We start from the raw sequence: 13,684 nt of genomic DNA, 5'->3' as shown, positions 1-13,684 counted from the left end.
TGATCGCCGTTCACGACAAACACGACTGGCATTTGGCTAGCGACAGCAGTTGAGTGGTGCGAAGGCGGAACGGCAGTTCCGTATCCTGGGTAGGTGCAGCACGAGACGGTCTTCGCCGCGCATCGCTCACTGCTGATGGCCGTCGCCTACCGTGTGCTGGGTCGCGCCAGCGACACCGAGGACGTGGTGCAGGACGCCTGGCTGCGGTGGAGCGCCGTCGACATCGGGCAGGTCGACGACCCGGAGGGCTTCCTGGTCCGGGTGACCACTCGGCTGGCCATCGACCGGTTGCGCAGCGCCGCCGCCCGACGCGAGGCGTACGTCGGGCCGTGGCTGCCCGAGCCGATCCTCACCGCGCCCGATGTCGCCGACGATGTGGCCAGGGCCGAGTCGGTGTCCCTGGCCGTGCTGCTCATCCTGGAGTCGTTGTCGCCGCTCGAGCGGGCGGTCTTCGTGCTGCACGAGGCGTTCGGCTACTCCCACAACGAAATCGCCGAGATCGTCGAGCGAAGCCCGGAATCGGTACGCCAGACGGCGGTGCGTGCACGCCAGCACGTGAGCAGACACCGCCGGCGCTACGACACCGATCAGGCGACGCGGCGCAAGGTGACCGAGTCGTTCATGTCGGCCAGTGCCGGCGGCGACCTGACCGCCCTGATGGAGGTGCTCGCACCCGACGTCAGGTTGGTCTGCGACGGCGGCGGCCTGGCACCTGCGCCCCGCAAGGCGATCGACGGAATCGAGCTGGTGGCGCGGGCGCTAGTCACGTTCGCCGGGCGCATGCCCGAGTCGCCGCGCGTTGTCATGACCGAGGTCAACGGCGGCCCCGGCATCGTCATCTACTCCACCGAAACGCCGGTGGTGGTCGTCGTGCTGCACCTCGTCGAGGGGCGCGCCCGGGAGATCCACCTGATCAGCAACCCCGAGAAGCTCACCGCCATCGGCGGGCTGTGACGGGGCTCACAGCAGCTCACTCGCCGCGCCGCTGCCTCGTCCGTGGGGCATGGTGAACACAGAGCAAAAGCGGATCGTCGTTGTCGGCGCCGGATACACCGGCATGCTGGCGGCTCTCGGCGCAGCGCACCGGGGCAGGGGCCGAGTGCGCGTGACACTGATCAACCCGTCGGAGCGCCTCACCGAGCGGCTGCGGATGCACCAGATCGCGACCGGACAGCAGCTCGCCGACCACCGGATCCCGGACCTGTTGACCGGCACCGGGATCGCCTTCGTCAAGGGCTGGGCAACCGGCATCGACACCGCCGCGCGCACCGTCACCGTTTCCACCTCCGACAAGCGGGTTGCGGTGGACTACGAGACGCTGATCTACGCGCTCGGCAGCACTACCGACTCCGCCCGCGTCCCGGGCGCCGACGCTCACGCCTACACCCTCAACAGCCCGCGGAGCGCGCTACACGTGGCCGAGCACCTCAAGGCCGCCGACCAGGGCACCTTCCTGGTGTGCGGGGGCGGGCTGACCGGTATCGAGGCGGCGGCTGAGATCGCCGAGTCCTACCCGAAGGTCCAGGTGACGCTGCTGAGTCGGAGCGAACCGGGCGCGATGATGGGTGCCAGGGCGCGCGCCTACCTGCGGGCGTCGCTCGACCGGCTGGGTGTGGCCGTCCGCGCCGGCGCCGAGGTCGCCCGGGTGCTGCCGGATGGTGTCGAGTTGGCCGGAGGCGAGTTCGTACCGGGCGACGGAACCCTGTGGACCACCGGGGTGCGCGTGGCACCACTGGCGGCCGATGCCGGGATCACGACCGACGAGACCGGTCGGATCGTGACCGACGCGACCCTGCGCTCCGTGTCGCACCCGGACATTTATGCCGTCGGAGACGCCGCCGCGATCCGGCAGGCGTACGGCGTGCTCCACGGCACGTGTCAGAGCGGCCTGCCGACCGCCGCCCACGTCGCCGAGAACGTCGCCCGCCAGGCGCGCGGCAAGGAGCCCCGGCCCTTCCGGTTCGGCTACATCCACCAGCCGGTCAGCCTCGGCCGGAAGGACGCGGTGATCCAGTTCACGCACGCCGACGACACTCCTCGGCGCTGGATGCTCACCGGCCGAGCAGCCGTGTTCTACAAGGAGGCCGTCAGCAGCAGCCCGATCAAGACCTACGGCCTGGCGAAGCGGATCGCCATCTCGGCCCGCATGCTGGGCGCCACCGGCGGCCGGCGCAACCGGCCCGTCACCGCCTAGCTCGCTCATGTACCTGCTTCTCCTGCGGATGCCGGCCCGCGAGCTGGCCAGCATCCCGGGTGTCCCACTCGCCGCCGGGCCCCACCGCGGTGCTGTCGCCGGCTCGTTCGTCATCCACGACTTCCCTGCGGTGAAGGGCGAACGGGCCGGGTGGCCGGGCGATCGGTAGCGACGAACAGGGCGAGGGCGACGGCCTGAATTCCGGCCACGGCGATGATCATGGCGGTGATTGAGTAGTCGTAGAGGGCGCCGATGATCACCCCACCGACCAGGGTCGCCGCGCCCAACCCGGCGGCGAAGATGCCGTAGGCGGTGCCCCGCCTGGCAGCGGGGACGATGTCGGCGATGGCCGCACGCATGGTGGATTCCTGGATGCCGAGCACGGCGCCCCAGGCCAGGACGCCGGCGACCGCGGTCGCCGGAGTGGTGGTGAAGGCGGCCAGCGGGATCAGGGCGGTCAGCACGGGGACGGCGGCCAGTACCCGCAGGCCGGCCCGGTCATACAGCCACCCGGAGGCCAGCGCGGCGATCGCGTCGACGCCCATTGCGGCGGCGTACACGACCGGGACCACCGCCACCGGTACGACGTGCCGGGTGGCGAGGTGGAAGCTGAGCACGCCGAAGGTGGCGTAGCCGGCCGTGGTCAGCACCGTAAAGGCCAGATAGGTCCAGAACACGCGGGGCAGCCGGACGCCCGGCGGGGTGGGCGCCGCACCGGGTTGAGGACTCGGTTCAAAGCGGCGCGGATCGGGAACGCCGACGCGCAGCCACAGCAGCAGGAGCAGCGCCGCCACACCCGGTACGGCCAAGGCGAGGAACGCGGGTCGGTAGTGGTAGGCGGTGGCGGCCAGAACGGCGGCGACCAGCAACGGCCCGGCAACCGCCCCCGCCTGGTCGAGCGCCTCGTGCACGGCGAAGCCCTTGCCACGGCCCACTGCCGAGGCCGCGTGGGAGATCATGACATCGCGCGCCGGGCCCCGGATCGCCTTACCGGCACGTTCCGCGACGAACAGCACCGCAGCCAGCCACAATGCGCTGGTCAGCCCGAGTGCGGGCACCGCGACCATGGTCAGGACGTAGCCGACCAGGACCAGCGGCCAGTAGGCCTGGGTTCGGTCGGCGAGGGGCCCGCTGCCCAGCCGTCCGGCCAGGGCGAACGCCTCCCCGACACCGGTGACCAGGCCGACGAGGGTCGCGGATGCGCCGAGGATGGCCAGGTAAGGACCGATGACTGACCGGGCGCCCTCGTACACCACGTCCGACAGCAGACTGACAACACCGAACACGGTCACGAACCGCCAGGGCGTCCACCTGATTGTCGGCGCCGCGATCTTCACTCATGCAGTCTGGCTTACCGGCATGCGGGTCGGGGTGTGGATCAGCCCAGGCGCCCAGCTGCCCGCCGCAGTCGCGTCGTGCCATAAGACCCGCTCTCAACATCAGCCGTGGTCCACTCACTCCAGGCCCGGATGGCCGCCCGGCGCGGTCACTCGCCGGCACCGGCCACAAACGGGGCCCCATGGCGGAGCGGAGCGTTTGGCCAAGTACGCCTCGGGCAATCGCGCGGCGGAGAACCGGCGACGGGGCGATCGGGTGATGAAGATCCACGACCCGGCCAGTCAGCGATGCAGAAGGAATACGACGTCACCGACATCGAGCGCTTGATCGGCAAACGGGACTGGAAGAACTACGACGACGTCATCGAGTGAAAGAAAAGGGTGATCGGGACCAAGCGGTTCACCCCGGCGAGGTTCAGCACATGATCGACGACTTCTCCCGGGTGCGGAACAAAGGGCTGGACTTCCCGCATGAGCCGGACCCGCATGAGCTCGACCAGCTCCACAGGAAGGTGAAGAGCAGCCGATAGGACGTGCAGGGACGCATCGGTCTACAGCCAGGAGGCGTACGAGGCATGCGAGGCAGCGTCGCGGTGAAGCCGGAGGTGACCGGCGGCGAGTCGGTGGGGCTGGCCGACGTGGTGTGGGAGAACGCGCGACGGAAACCGGACACCGTGCAGTTTCTGCGCCCGGACCCGGACGTCCGGTCGTGGCCCGCGCAGCAGTCCGGCGTCGGCGACGCGGGTGCGGTGACCTGCCGGCAGTTCCGCGATGACGTGCTGGCGTTGGCGCGAGGGCTCATCGCCGCAGGGGTCGAGCCGGGCGAACGGGTGGCGTTGATGAGCCGTACCCGATACGAGTGGACCCTGGTCGACTATGCGGTGTGGACGATCGGGGCGGTGACCGTTCCGGTGTACGACACCTCCAGTGCCGATCAGCTGGCCTGGATCCTGGCCGACTCCGGCGCGGTGGCGTGCGTGGTGGAGACACCCGAGCACGCCGCGATGCTGACCGGCGTGCGGGAAAGGCTGCCGGGGCTCCGGCAGGTGTGGCAGATCGACGCCGGCGACCTGATACAGGCAGCGGCTCGGGGTCGGGTTGTCGACGACGAGCAGGTGGAGGCCCGCCGGGGCGCGGTGTCGGGCGGGGACGTGGCGACGATCGTGTACACCAGCGGGACGACGGGCCGGCCGAAGGGCTGCGTGCTGACGCACGGCAACATCGGCCTCGACGTCGGCAACGCGGTCGCGGTGCTGCCGGAGTTGTTCCATGAGCGGGCGTCGACGGTGCTCTTCCTGCCGTTGGCGCACGCGTTCGCCCGGATGATCCAGGTGGGGATGGTGCAGACCCGGGCCACGATGGTGCACAGCGCCAGCATGAGCGGCGTGATGGATCAGCTACGTCGGTACCGGCCCACGTTCGTCCTCGCGGTGCCGCGAGTGTTCGAGAAGATGTACAACCAGGCGCGGCAGAAGGCCATCGAGAGCCGCCGGGGTCGCCTCTTCGCCGTCGCGGACCGGGTGGCCGTGCGGTACAGCCGGGCCCTGGACCGCCCGTCCGGCCCCGGTCCGGTGCTCCGGCTGGCGCGGCGGGTCTTCGACCTGCTGGTCTATCGGAAGCTGCGGGCGGCGCTCGGCGGACGGTGCCGCGTCGCGATCGTCGGCGGCGCTCCCCTCGGTGAGCGGCTCGGGCACTTCTTCCGCGGGGCCGGTCTGACGCCGCTGGAGGGGTACGGGTTGACCGAGACCTCCCCGGCGGTGGCGGCGAACCGGCCGTCGGCGATGCGGATCGGCACGGTCGGCCGGCCGCTACCGGGCGTGGAGTTGGCGATCGCCGACGACGGGGAGGTCCTCGTCCGCGGCCAGGTCGTGTTCCAGGGGTACTGGAACAACCCGTCCGCCACCCGCGCGGCGTTCACCGCCGACGGCTGGTTCCGCACCGGCGACCTCGGCAGCCTCGACGACGACGGTTATCTGCGGATCACGGGACGCACCAAGGAGATCCTCGTGACCGCTGCCGGCAAGCACATCGTGCCCGCACCGATGGAGGATCGGGTACGCGCGGACCCGCTGGTCAGCAACTGCATGCTCGTCGGCGACGCGAAGCCGTACGCGGCGGCTCTGATCACCATCGACCCGCAGGCGTGGCTGCGGTGGCGGACCGCTCACGGTCACCCGCGCGCATCGGTGGCGGAGATGCGCGACGACCCCGCCCTGCGCGGCGAGATCCAGGCGGCGATCGACCGGGCGAACAGCCCGGTCTCCCAGGCGGAGGCGATCAAGACCTTCCGCATCCTGCCCGACGACTTCAGCGAGGCCAACGGTGAGCTCACCCCCACCTTGAAGATCAAGCGGGAGGTGGTGCAGGAGCACTGCGCCGCGGAGATCGACGCCCTCTACGCCGGCCACTAGACGAGTAAGTCCTAACAACCCCGGGGTGTGGGCGTAGACGAAGGGTGCTGAAGTTCTGTTTGTGACGACAGACCTCAACATCCTTTCTGACCGCACTTTACGTGAAGATCGATGACTGGCTCGGACGGCCTCGTAGGACCGGTAGGCCACCGAGGCTGTCCGACGCGGAGTTGCTCACGTTGGCTGTGGCGCAGGCGCTGCTCGGGGAAAGCACAACACCCCGCCGGCACCCACTACCGGGACCCGGGGGATCTACCGTCCCCGGTTTTCCGGTTCACCCTCGGCTGACGGACCGTGCCGCGCCGGGCCCGCCTCCGGGCCCGGCGCGGCAAGTGGCGAGCCGGCCTAGCCGTGGTCCGCCACGCAACCTGCGATCTCATCGGCCCGCCGCGGTGAGGGCGTCCGCCGCTTCAGGTCGGTGCCGGTCGCGTAGCTGGCGTATCCGACGAGATAGTCCCGAGCCTGCCCACGAGTCACCGAGGTCCCGGCGATGATGTGGTACGCGTAGGCGTCCTCGAGCGCCACGAGGTTCCGGGCCGCCTCGGCGGCCGGCAGGGCCAAGGCGAACGCTCCCTGGTCGGCACCCGCGGCGAGCAGGTCCGCGTACAGCTGTGCCTGTTGGTCGAAGAGACCGCGGCGGAGGGCGGCCTCCCCAGGCCGGCGCCGCGCCTGCGGCGAGAACTCGTAGAGCAGACAGCACAGCTCGTCGTCCTGGCCTTCCGGCAGGCCGGCGTCGATCGCGGCGAGCAGCTTTCCGGCGGGGTCGGCCTGCCGCTGCATGGCCTGCGCGCGTTGCCGGTGGAAGCGGTCGACGGCGTCCTCGTAGATCTGCTGGAACAGCTCGTCGAGTTGCCGGTAGTAGTAGGTGACGGTGCCCGGTGACATGCCGGCGGCCTCGGCGACGTCCCGGATCCGGACGTGCGCCAAGCCGTGCGTGACGATTGCTCGACGGGCTGCCGCGGCCAGGTGAGCGCGCTGTTGCTCCTGCACCTTGGGACGGGCCATCTGTCTCCCCGGGTCGTCCGACGGCTGCGCCGTCAGCTCACGCTATCAATGCCGTCACGATCCCCGCGGTGCGGATCGGTAGGGTTTGTCGTCGCATCCGAGGAACCGAGGCGCCGGAGGGGGCGGACTGATGGCTCGCGGACGATGGGCCGGGGTGGGTGCGCGGGAGGCCGGCGTTCCGCTGCTCGGGGAGCCCGGCCCGAACAATGCGATCAGCGATGTGCCCGGGGTCGAGGTGGGTCTGCTGACCCTGATCGAGGGTTCCGGGACGCTGGCGGTGGGTTCCGGTCCGGTACGTACGGGGGCCACCGTGATCCTGCCGCGCGGACGCGCGGGCGTGGGTTCGGCGTGCGCTGCCGGCACGTCGGTGCTCAACGGCAACGGGGAGATGACCGGAGCGGCGTTCGTCGAGGAGGCCGGTCTGCTGGATCTGCCCGTGGTGCTGACCAATTCCCATGCGGTCGGTGCGGCGCACCGTGGGGTGATCGACTGGGTGGTGGCGAATGTTCCGGAGCGGGCGCAGCGGTGGATGCTTCCGGTGGTCGCCGAGACCTACGACGGGTACCTGAACGACATCAACGGCGCGCACGTCCAACCGGCGGCGGTCGCCCGCACCATCCAGGAGGCCGCCGGCGGACCGGTGGCGCAGGGCTCGGTCGGGGGCGGCACCGGGATGTGCTGCTACGGCTTCAAGGGCGGAACCGGGAGCGCATCACGCGTGGTGACCTTCGCCGGGCGCGGTTACGTGGTGGGGGTGCTGGTCCAGGCCAATTTCGGCACCCGAGACGAACTTGTCGTCGCGGGGGTGCCGGTGGGCCGGGCCCTGCCCGACCCGCCACCGGCGCCGGAGGGGGCGCGCCCGCCCGCCGGCGCCGGATCGGTGATCGTCGTTGTGGCGACGGACGCGCCCCTGCTGCCCGGCCAGTGCAAGGCGATGTCGCGGCGCGTGCCGTTGGGACTCGCGCGCACCGGCACCAGCGGATCGCACTTCTCCGGTGATCTCTTCCTGACCTTCTCCACCGCCAACGAGGGGGCGCTGCACGCCGGGTATCCGCAGGACACCCGCGAGTGTCTGGACGAGATGTCGTTCGTGCCGTGGAGCTTCATGGACCGCTTCTTCGAGGCTGTCGTGCAGGCCGTCGAGGAGGCGGTCCTCAACGCGCTGTTCGTCAACGAGGACATGACGGGCCGCGACGGCCACGCGATGTCGGCGTTGCCGGTGGAACGGGTGATCGCCATGGTCCGGGCCGGCCGGTCACGGTAGGACCGTCGGCCGGCCCGGTGCCCGCCGTCAATAGCCGTTCGGGGTCAACACGTCCACGAAGATCGGGTCCGGCTCGGTGCCGCCCAGGGTAATCGAGTCGACCTTGACGTAGCCGTAGTAGGCGTTGGCGTCGATGGCCTGGTTGTTGCCGATGTAGACACCGGTGTGGTCGAGGTCGCCACCGTAGCGGATGCCGTCGTTGGGATCGGTGTCCCAGAAGATCAGGTCTCCGGCCCGGGGACTGGTGGTGCGGCGGCCCTGGTTGATCTGGCCCTGGAGCCAGTAGTTCAGTTGCAGGCCGCGGCCGGTGGCCGCGTAGGTGCCGTCCCAGATCGCGTGCCGGTTCAGGCACTCGCAGTCCACCGCCGCCCGCCCGCATGTCCAGCCGTAGGCCAGCTTGTATGGGGTTCCCAGATAGGCCCTGGCCGCGCTGACGACACTTGCCCGGGCACCGGCCGCGTAGGCGGGGCCGGTGGCGATGTGAACCGCGCCGGTTGTCACCAGGGCGGCGGTCGCGAGGATCGCACCTGCCCGACGGGCGAACCGGCGCACGGGGATTGTCCTGCTCATGCCAACTCCTCACCGCTGCAGCGATTATTTATCGTCCGGAACAGCAAAGAATAGATGAACCTCGCTGTCAAGGGTGAGGGTGAAGGTTAGTTTCGGGTCAATGGGCGTCTGTGGCAAGAATGTCCACACGGGTGTGGACCGGGCCGTGAGCGAACGCTAGCTTCCTCAACTATGTGGAAGATTGTCGATACCTTGCCGAAGCGCTCGCGCGGACCGGTCGCCGCGGTGGCCGCCGCCGCGCTGGCCGTCGTCCTGGTCGGCGGAGCGCCGGGCGCGGCCTACGCGTACGCCGACTCCGCCACCGGCACGATCAACACCTCCGGTACGGCACTCAGCGTCCGGTCGGGACCGGGCACCGGCTACGCGGCGTGGCGAACGGTGTCCGACGGGTCGACGGTCACGCTGCTGTGCCAGACCACCGGCCAGTCGGTGACCGGCACCTACGGCACCACGACGCTGTGGGACCTGCTGTCCAACGGCGGCATGGTCTCCGACGCCTACGTGCACACCGGCTCGGACGGCCAGGTCGTCAACAGCTGCGCCTACGTCGGCGACGAGCCGTCCTCGAAGACGAACCCACGATCCGCCAACGGGGCGATCGACTGGGCCTTCCAGCGGTACCGCTCCACCGCCTACGAGAACCTGTGCTTGGCCTTCGTCGCCCAGGCGTACGGGTGGGGCGGCTCGGGCTGGAACACCGCGGAGATCGGCGGTGACTGGGAGAGCAGCAACGGCTACCTGAAGACCTCCGGCATCCCGCCGCGCGGCGCGCTGGTCTGGTATCACAACTCGGTCGGCAGCGGGCACGTGGCGATCAGCCTGGGGGAGGGCAAGGTGATCGGCACCTCCGTCGGCGGCGGGGTCGGGGTGGCCGGCTACCTCGACCACGGCTCCTACCGCGGCTGGTCGGTCGCCTACCTGCCGGCGGCCTGGTGAGCCCGGGCCTGGCAGCCGGGTTTGGGCAGCGACCCGACCGCCGCGATCGACCGGCGGGGACCGTGCTGCACCGGAGGCACCCGCTGAGCCGTACGGCCGCGGTGACGCTCGGGGTGCTCGGCGCCGGGCTGCTCGCGGTTCCCGGTAGGGCGGTCCTGCCGGAGGTCGACATGGAGGCGCTGATCAAGGCGGCGCAGATCGACCCGCGGCGCGCAGTGGTTGCCAACACCGTCGGCTCGGCGACCGACACCGACGGCGGCTGGCACTCGTTTCCCGGCGGGCACTACATCACGGTGGTTGGCTACAAGGACGACGGCCGGACCGTCCGGATTGCCGGCTCGGCGAATGTGGCTACCGCCTCGTACGGGATGACCACCATCGACCTTGCGAACTGGATGGCCACCCACGGCTACTCTGCCTGATCGCACCCTCTCGGTCTCCTTCTGCGCCACGTCGGAGATCCCGCCGAGGGCCCAGGTGGACACCGTCAGTGTGTTGGCGCCCGAGGACCAGACGTCCGGGCCGCACGAGCACTGCAGGTCGCGCAGCGTGCTTCCGGTCACGATCGAGGTGCAGACCTGGTACGAGCTGTGGTTCGCCCGGTACTGCTGCCAACGAGGCGGGAAGAACGACGCTCAGCACGTCACGGCACGACCTGGAAGCCTTGACGCCAGGTGGGGTGTGTCGGGTGCCAGACCAGATCGCGCTTCGCCTTGGCGTTGGATGCGCCGCGCAGCTCGGTCATGAGCACCACGCCGGCCTCTCCGGCGGCCAGCCGTCCGACGAACCGCGGTACGCGCATCGGCTTCTTGGCGCCCAGCATCGCTGCCAGTTCCGGCAGCCACTCGGCGACCGGGGCGGGGTCGTCATCAACGATGTTGTAGACACCGCGGCCGCCGTTCTCCACCGCCGCGACCGTGGCCTCGGCGGCGTCGGCGATGTGGACGAACGACCACACCCCACCGCCGTCGCCGACGACCGGGAACTTGCGTTTGCGGATCATCTCGAGCTGCTCGGAGCCCGGCGCCATGGAGGTGCCGGGTCCGTAGAACGCGCCGTAGCGCAGCACGATCCCTTCGGTCCAGGCGGCGCCCAGCACGGCCTTCTCCAGGTGTTCGATCGCGGCGATCATCGGGGCCATCTGGCTGACCGGCGCGCGATCCAGCGGGTCTTGTTCGTTCTTGACCGGCCCGCCGGTCCGCGTGTAGGTGAACGCCCCGTTGCTCTGGGCGACGAACCGTCGTGCTCCGGTGGCGCGTGCGGCCGCGAGGAGGTTGTCGGTCCCCTCGATCCGCAGCCGGTTGGTGGCGGCGAAGCTGCGGTCGAAGTGACGGGTGTCGACGTGCCCGATGGCGGTCAGCTGGTCAACGATCACCTCCGGGGCCGCCTGGCGCACGGCCGCCTCGACCTGGGCGCGATCCAGCGCATCGGCGATGACCGGTACCGCGCCCAGCTGTGCCGCCCTGGCCTTGTTGGATCCGCTGCGGATCATGGCGAACACCTCGTGTCCGGCATCGACCAGACGCGGCACGAGTTCCTTGCCCATCGCTCCGGTCGCTCCTGCCACCAGCACTCTCATCGTCGGCTCCCTTGCTGTCCGGTTCGGATTCGTCACTTGAACCGGATGGCCCGCCGATTCCTGACAGGAGCCCAGGGTGACGCGGGTCACATCATGAGCAGGGGCCCCCCATGGCTGGCCGCCGCCCATTGCTGGGTCGCGCGTTCGAGCTTGTCGGGGTTCGCCTGGGTACGGCAGGCGGTGATGCCCTCGGCGGTGACCTCCAGGCACATGATGGCGACGACCCGGCCCTCCACGACCGCCACAACGGCGGGTTCGCCATTGGCGGTCCAGGCGTAGATCTCGGGCGAGCCGCCGACGATGGCGCGCTTCGCTTCGGCGGGCTTGAGCAGGCCCCACACGAACTTCGCGACCGCGACGGCTCCCTCGAACGCCCTGGTGCGTGCCGGAACCTTTCCTCCGCCGTCGCCGATGGAGATGGCGTCCTTGGTGAGCAGGCGTACGAGCTCATCGGTCCGGCCACTGGTGGCGGCCGCGAGGAACTCCGCGGCGATCCGCCGGGCGGCGGCCTGGTCGACGTCGGTGCGGGCCTTGCCGTACGCGACATGCTTCTTGGCGCGGTGAAAGATCTGCTGGCTGGCGGCCTCGGTGATGCCGAGGATCTCGGCGATCTCCCGGTGCGGGTAGTCGAAGGCCTCTCGCAGCACGTACACGGCCCGCTCGTTGGGGGACAGGCGCTCCATGAGGGTGAGGACCGCGTACGAGACCGATTCGCGCTGCTCAGCGGTGTCGGCCGGGCCGAGCATCGGGTCCCCCGCCAGCAGCGGCTCGGGGAGCCATCGACCCACGTAGGTCTCGCGGCGTGCCCGCGCGGAGGTGAGCTGATTGAGGCACAGGTTGGTGAGTACCTTCGTCAGCCAAGCCTCGGGGACCTCGACGCGGTCGACGTCGGCGGCCTGCCAGCGCAGGAACGTCTCCTGCACGACGTCCTCCGCCTCGTCCGCGGAGCCGAGGAGACGGTAGGCGATGGCCTCCAGACGGCGCCTCGACAGCTCGAATCGATCGACGTCATCCACCGTCAAGGGCATGACCTGATCCTATTTCCCGCGATGCCTCCAGCTGATCACGGCCCCACTCGGCGCAGCGGTAGCCTGCCGTCATGGGGAGCGCCGAACTGGACGAGTTGATCGTCGCCGACGCCGACGCGCTGCGCGTGTGGTTGTCGGCCAACCACGCCACGTCGCCCGGTGTCTGGCTCGCCCTGACCAGGAAGGGCGGCACAGTCACGACGCTGACCTGGCAGCAGGCCGTCGACGAGGCCCTGTGTTTCGGCTGGATCGACGGGCAGGCCCGTAAACGGGATGAGGAGACCTCCTGGATCCGGTTCACCCCGCGCCGGTCCCGCAGTTCCTGGTCACAACGCAACGTCTCCCACGTGGCCCGGCTGGAGGCGGAGGGGCGAATGCAGCCTGCGGGCCGCGCCGCGGTGGAGGCCGCGAAGGCGGACGGGCGCTGGGAGGCCGCCTACGCCCCGCCGTCGGAAGCCGAGGTGCCGGCCGACCTGCTCGCCGCCATCGCCGCCGAACCCGCCGCCCAGGCCATGTTCGACGTACTCACCAAAACCAACCGGTTCGCTCTCATCCACCGCGTCAATGCCGTCAAACGGGCGCAGACCCGCGAGCGGAAGATCGCCGAGTTCGTCGCCATGCTGGCCCGTCACGAGACGATTCACCCGCAGAAGGCCAAGCCCTCGACTTCGCCGTGATCGAGCTGCCACCCGTACGCGACGCGGTCAGCAGCTATGGGCGGGTGTCGACGGCGCGGGCCGCTGGTGGTGTGAACGGTAGCCGGCGGCACGCCGCGGGATGCTTCCCCGGAGCGGGGACGGCGTTCATTCCATACGATTCGAGCGTGATGGCCGGCCCTGCGAACAACATTCTTGTGTTCGTCGATGTCGACGGGCCGCTGATCCCGTTCAAAGCCCGGCCGGTTGGCCGCGAGGTTACTCTGGGTGGTGCCGTCGTGCAGCCACCCGACGATACTGGCAACCCTCTGCTGGGCCGGCTTGACCCAGACGACGGGCAGCGGCTGTTGGCACTGGGATGTCAGTTGGTCTGGGCGACGACATGGATGGCGGAGGCGAACGAGGTCATCTCGCCGCCGCTCGGGCTTCCGGACCTGCCGGTCGTCGAATGGCCGGACGACGACGAGGATCCGGAGCACGGTCTGCACTGGAAGACCGTCTTCCTGACCCGGTGGGCAGCCGGCCGCCCATTCGTCTGGCTCGACGACGAGATAACTGATGCTGACCGGCGATGGGTAGCAGCACACCACCCCGTGCCGGCGCTGCTGCAACGTGTCGACCCCTACGTGGGCCTGACCGCATCCGATTTCTCAGCGATCCGTCGATGGCTCGGGCAGGTCGACGACGCTGCTTGATCGCCTGAG

The 13,684-nt window shown here is 70.0% G+C and carries 12 protein-coding genes and 2 pseudogenes; 9 read left to right on the top strand and 5 right to left on the bottom strand.

Annotated elements, in window-relative coordinates; genetic code table 11:
- Positions 1-93: 93 nt before the first annotated feature.
- Positions 94-954, top strand: coding sequence for an RNA polymerase sigma factor SigJ (gene sigJ / locus RMN56_RS30095; protein WP_313721242.1), 861 nt, complete (start codon positions 94-96; stop codon positions 952-954).
- Positions 955-1,003: 49 nt separating this feature from the next.
- On the top strand, positions 1,004-2,194 hold the full coding sequence (locus RMN56_RS30090) for an NAD(P)/FAD-dependent oxidoreductase (protein ID WP_313721241.1): 1,191 nt from the start codon (positions 1,004-1,006) through the stop codon (positions 2,192-2,194).
- A 110-nt stretch (positions 2,195-2,304) separates the two neighbouring features.
- Here RMN56_RS30090 and RMN56_RS30085 read toward each other — a convergent pair whose 3' ends face one another.
- Positions 2,305-3,531 carry an MFS transporter gene (locus tag RMN56_RS30085; protein ID WP_313721240.1) on the bottom strand — a complete coding sequence of 409 codons (1,227 nt, stop codon included), beginning with the start codon at positions 3,529-3,531 and terminating at the stop codon, positions 2,305-2,307.
- Between the two features lie 575 nt (positions 3,532-4,106).
- Here RMN56_RS30085 and RMN56_RS30080 point away from each other — a divergent pair.
- The gene (locus RMN56_RS30080; protein WP_313721239.1) at positions 4,107-5,942 is read left to right on the top strand and encodes an AMP-dependent synthetase/ligase; all 1,836 of its coding nucleotides are present in this window, start codon (positions 4,107-4,109) and stop codon (positions 5,940-5,942) included.
- Positions 5,943-6,003: 61 nt separating this feature from the next.
- Positions 6,004-6,148: pseudogene (locus RMN56_RS32900) on the top strand (IS982 family transposase); the annotation flags it as partial.
- A 139-nt stretch (positions 6,149-6,287) separates the two neighbouring features.
- On the opposite strand, the gene RMN56_RS30075 reads toward RMN56_RS32900, so the two are convergent.
- On the bottom strand, positions 6,288-6,947 hold the full coding sequence (locus RMN56_RS30075) for a TetR/AcrR family transcriptional regulator (protein ID WP_313721237.1): 660 nt from the start codon (positions 6,945-6,947) through the stop codon (positions 6,288-6,290).
- Between the two features lie 130 nt (positions 6,948-7,077).
- Between RMN56_RS30075 and RMN56_RS30070 the strand changes: the two genes are divergently transcribed.
- Entirely contained in the window at positions 7,078-8,211 is a 1,134-nt protein-coding gene (locus tag RMN56_RS30070) for a DmpA family aminopeptidase (protein ID WP_313721236.1), read from the top strand.
- A 27-nt stretch (positions 8,212-8,238) separates the two neighbouring features.
- Here RMN56_RS30070 and RMN56_RS30065 read toward each other — a convergent pair whose 3' ends face one another.
- Positions 8,239-8,781 carry an NlpC/P60 family protein gene (locus RMN56_RS30065; protein WP_313721235.1) on the bottom strand — a complete coding sequence of 181 codons (543 nt, stop codon included), beginning with the start codon at positions 8,779-8,781 and terminating at the stop codon, positions 8,239-8,241.
- A 192-nt stretch (positions 8,782-8,973) separates the two neighbouring features.
- Between RMN56_RS30065 and RMN56_RS30060 the strand changes: the two genes are divergently transcribed.
- Together RMN56_RS30060 and RMN56_RS30055 are read left to right on the top strand one after the other, a co-directional pair.
- Complete coding sequence (locus RMN56_RS30060) at positions 8,974-9,717, top strand: hypothetical protein (protein ID WP_313721234.1); 744 nt, start codon at positions 8,974-8,976, stop codon at positions 9,715-9,717.
- Positions 9,718-9,923: 206 nt separating this feature from the next.
- A pseudogene (locus RMN56_RS30055) lies at positions 9,924-10,139 on the top strand (C39 family peptidase); the annotation flags it as partial.
- A gap of 221 nt (positions 10,140-10,360) precedes the next feature.
- Here the strand turns inward: RMN56_RS30055 and RMN56_RS30050 are convergent.
- Together RMN56_RS30050 and sigJ (RMN56_RS30045) are read right to left on the bottom strand one after the other, a co-directional pair.
- Complete coding sequence (locus RMN56_RS30050; RefSeq protein WP_313721233.1) at positions 10,361-11,296, bottom strand: NAD-dependent epimerase/dehydratase family protein; 936 nt, start codon at positions 11,294-11,296, stop codon at positions 10,361-10,363.
- A gap of 86 nt (positions 11,297-11,382) precedes the next feature.
- Positions 11,383-12,324, bottom strand: a complete 942-nt coding sequence (gene sigJ / locus RMN56_RS30045) for an RNA polymerase sigma factor SigJ (RefSeq protein WP_313721232.1) — start codon at positions 12,322-12,324, stop codon at positions 11,383-11,385.
- Positions 12,325-12,395: 71 nt separating this feature from the next.
- Here sigJ (RMN56_RS30045) and RMN56_RS30040 point away from each other — a divergent pair, with 71 nt between their 5' ends.
- Positions 12,396-13,001: a YdeI/OmpD-associated family protein gene (locus RMN56_RS30040; RefSeq protein WP_313721231.1), complete on the top strand. Its 606-nt coding sequence runs from the start codon at positions 12,396-12,398 to the stop codon at positions 12,999-13,001.
- Between the two features lie 149 nt (positions 13,002-13,150).
- Positions 13,151-13,675, top strand: a complete 525-nt coding sequence (locus RMN56_RS30035) for an HAD domain-containing protein (RefSeq protein WP_313724890.1) — start codon at positions 13,151-13,153, stop codon at positions 13,673-13,675.
- The last annotated feature ends 9 nt before the right edge of the window (positions 13,676-13,684 follow it).

The sequence above is a fragment of the Micromonospora halotolerans genome (assembly GCF_032108445.1).
Classification (GTDB): Bacteria; Actinomycetota; Actinomycetes; order Mycobacteriales; family Micromonosporaceae; genus Micromonospora; species Micromonospora halotolerans.
This window is presented reverse-complemented; position numbering and strand designations above follow the sequence as displayed.

Coding starts and splice junctions, on each gene's coding strand:
- RMN56_RS30035 (WP_313724890.1), top strand. CDS start 13,151: ATGGCCGGCCCTGCGAACAACATTCTTGTGTTCGTCGATGTCGACGGG.
- RMN56_RS30040 (WP_313721231.1), top strand. CDS start 12,396: ATGGGGAGCGCCGAACTGGACGAGTTGATCGTCGCCGACGCCGACGCG.
- RMN56_RS30075 (WP_313721237.1), bottom strand. CDS start 6,947: ATGGCCCGTCCCAAGGTGCAGGAGCAACAGCGCGCTCACCTGGCCGCG.
- RMN56_RS30090 (WP_313721241.1), top strand. CDS start 1,004: ATGGTGAACACAGAGCAAAAGCGGATCGTCGTTGTCGGCGCCGGATAC.
- RMN56_RS30065 (WP_313721235.1), bottom strand. CDS start 8,781: ATGAGCAGGACAATCCCCGTGCGCCGGTTCGCCCGTCGGGCAGGTGCG.
- sigJ (WP_313721232.1), bottom strand. CDS start 12,324: ATGCCCTTGACGGTGGATGACGTCGATCGATTCGAGCTGTCGAGGCGC.
- RMN56_RS30080 (WP_313721239.1), top strand. CDS start 4,107: ATGCGAGGCAGCGTCGCGGTGAAGCCGGAGGTGACCGGCGGCGAGTCG.
- RMN56_RS30070 (WP_313721236.1), top strand. CDS start 7,078: ATGGCTCGCGGACGATGGGCCGGGGTGGGTGCGCGGGAGGCCGGCGTT.
- RMN56_RS30050 (WP_313721233.1), bottom strand. CDS start 11,296: ATGAGAGTGCTGGTGGCAGGAGCGACCGGAGCGATGGGCAAGGAACTC.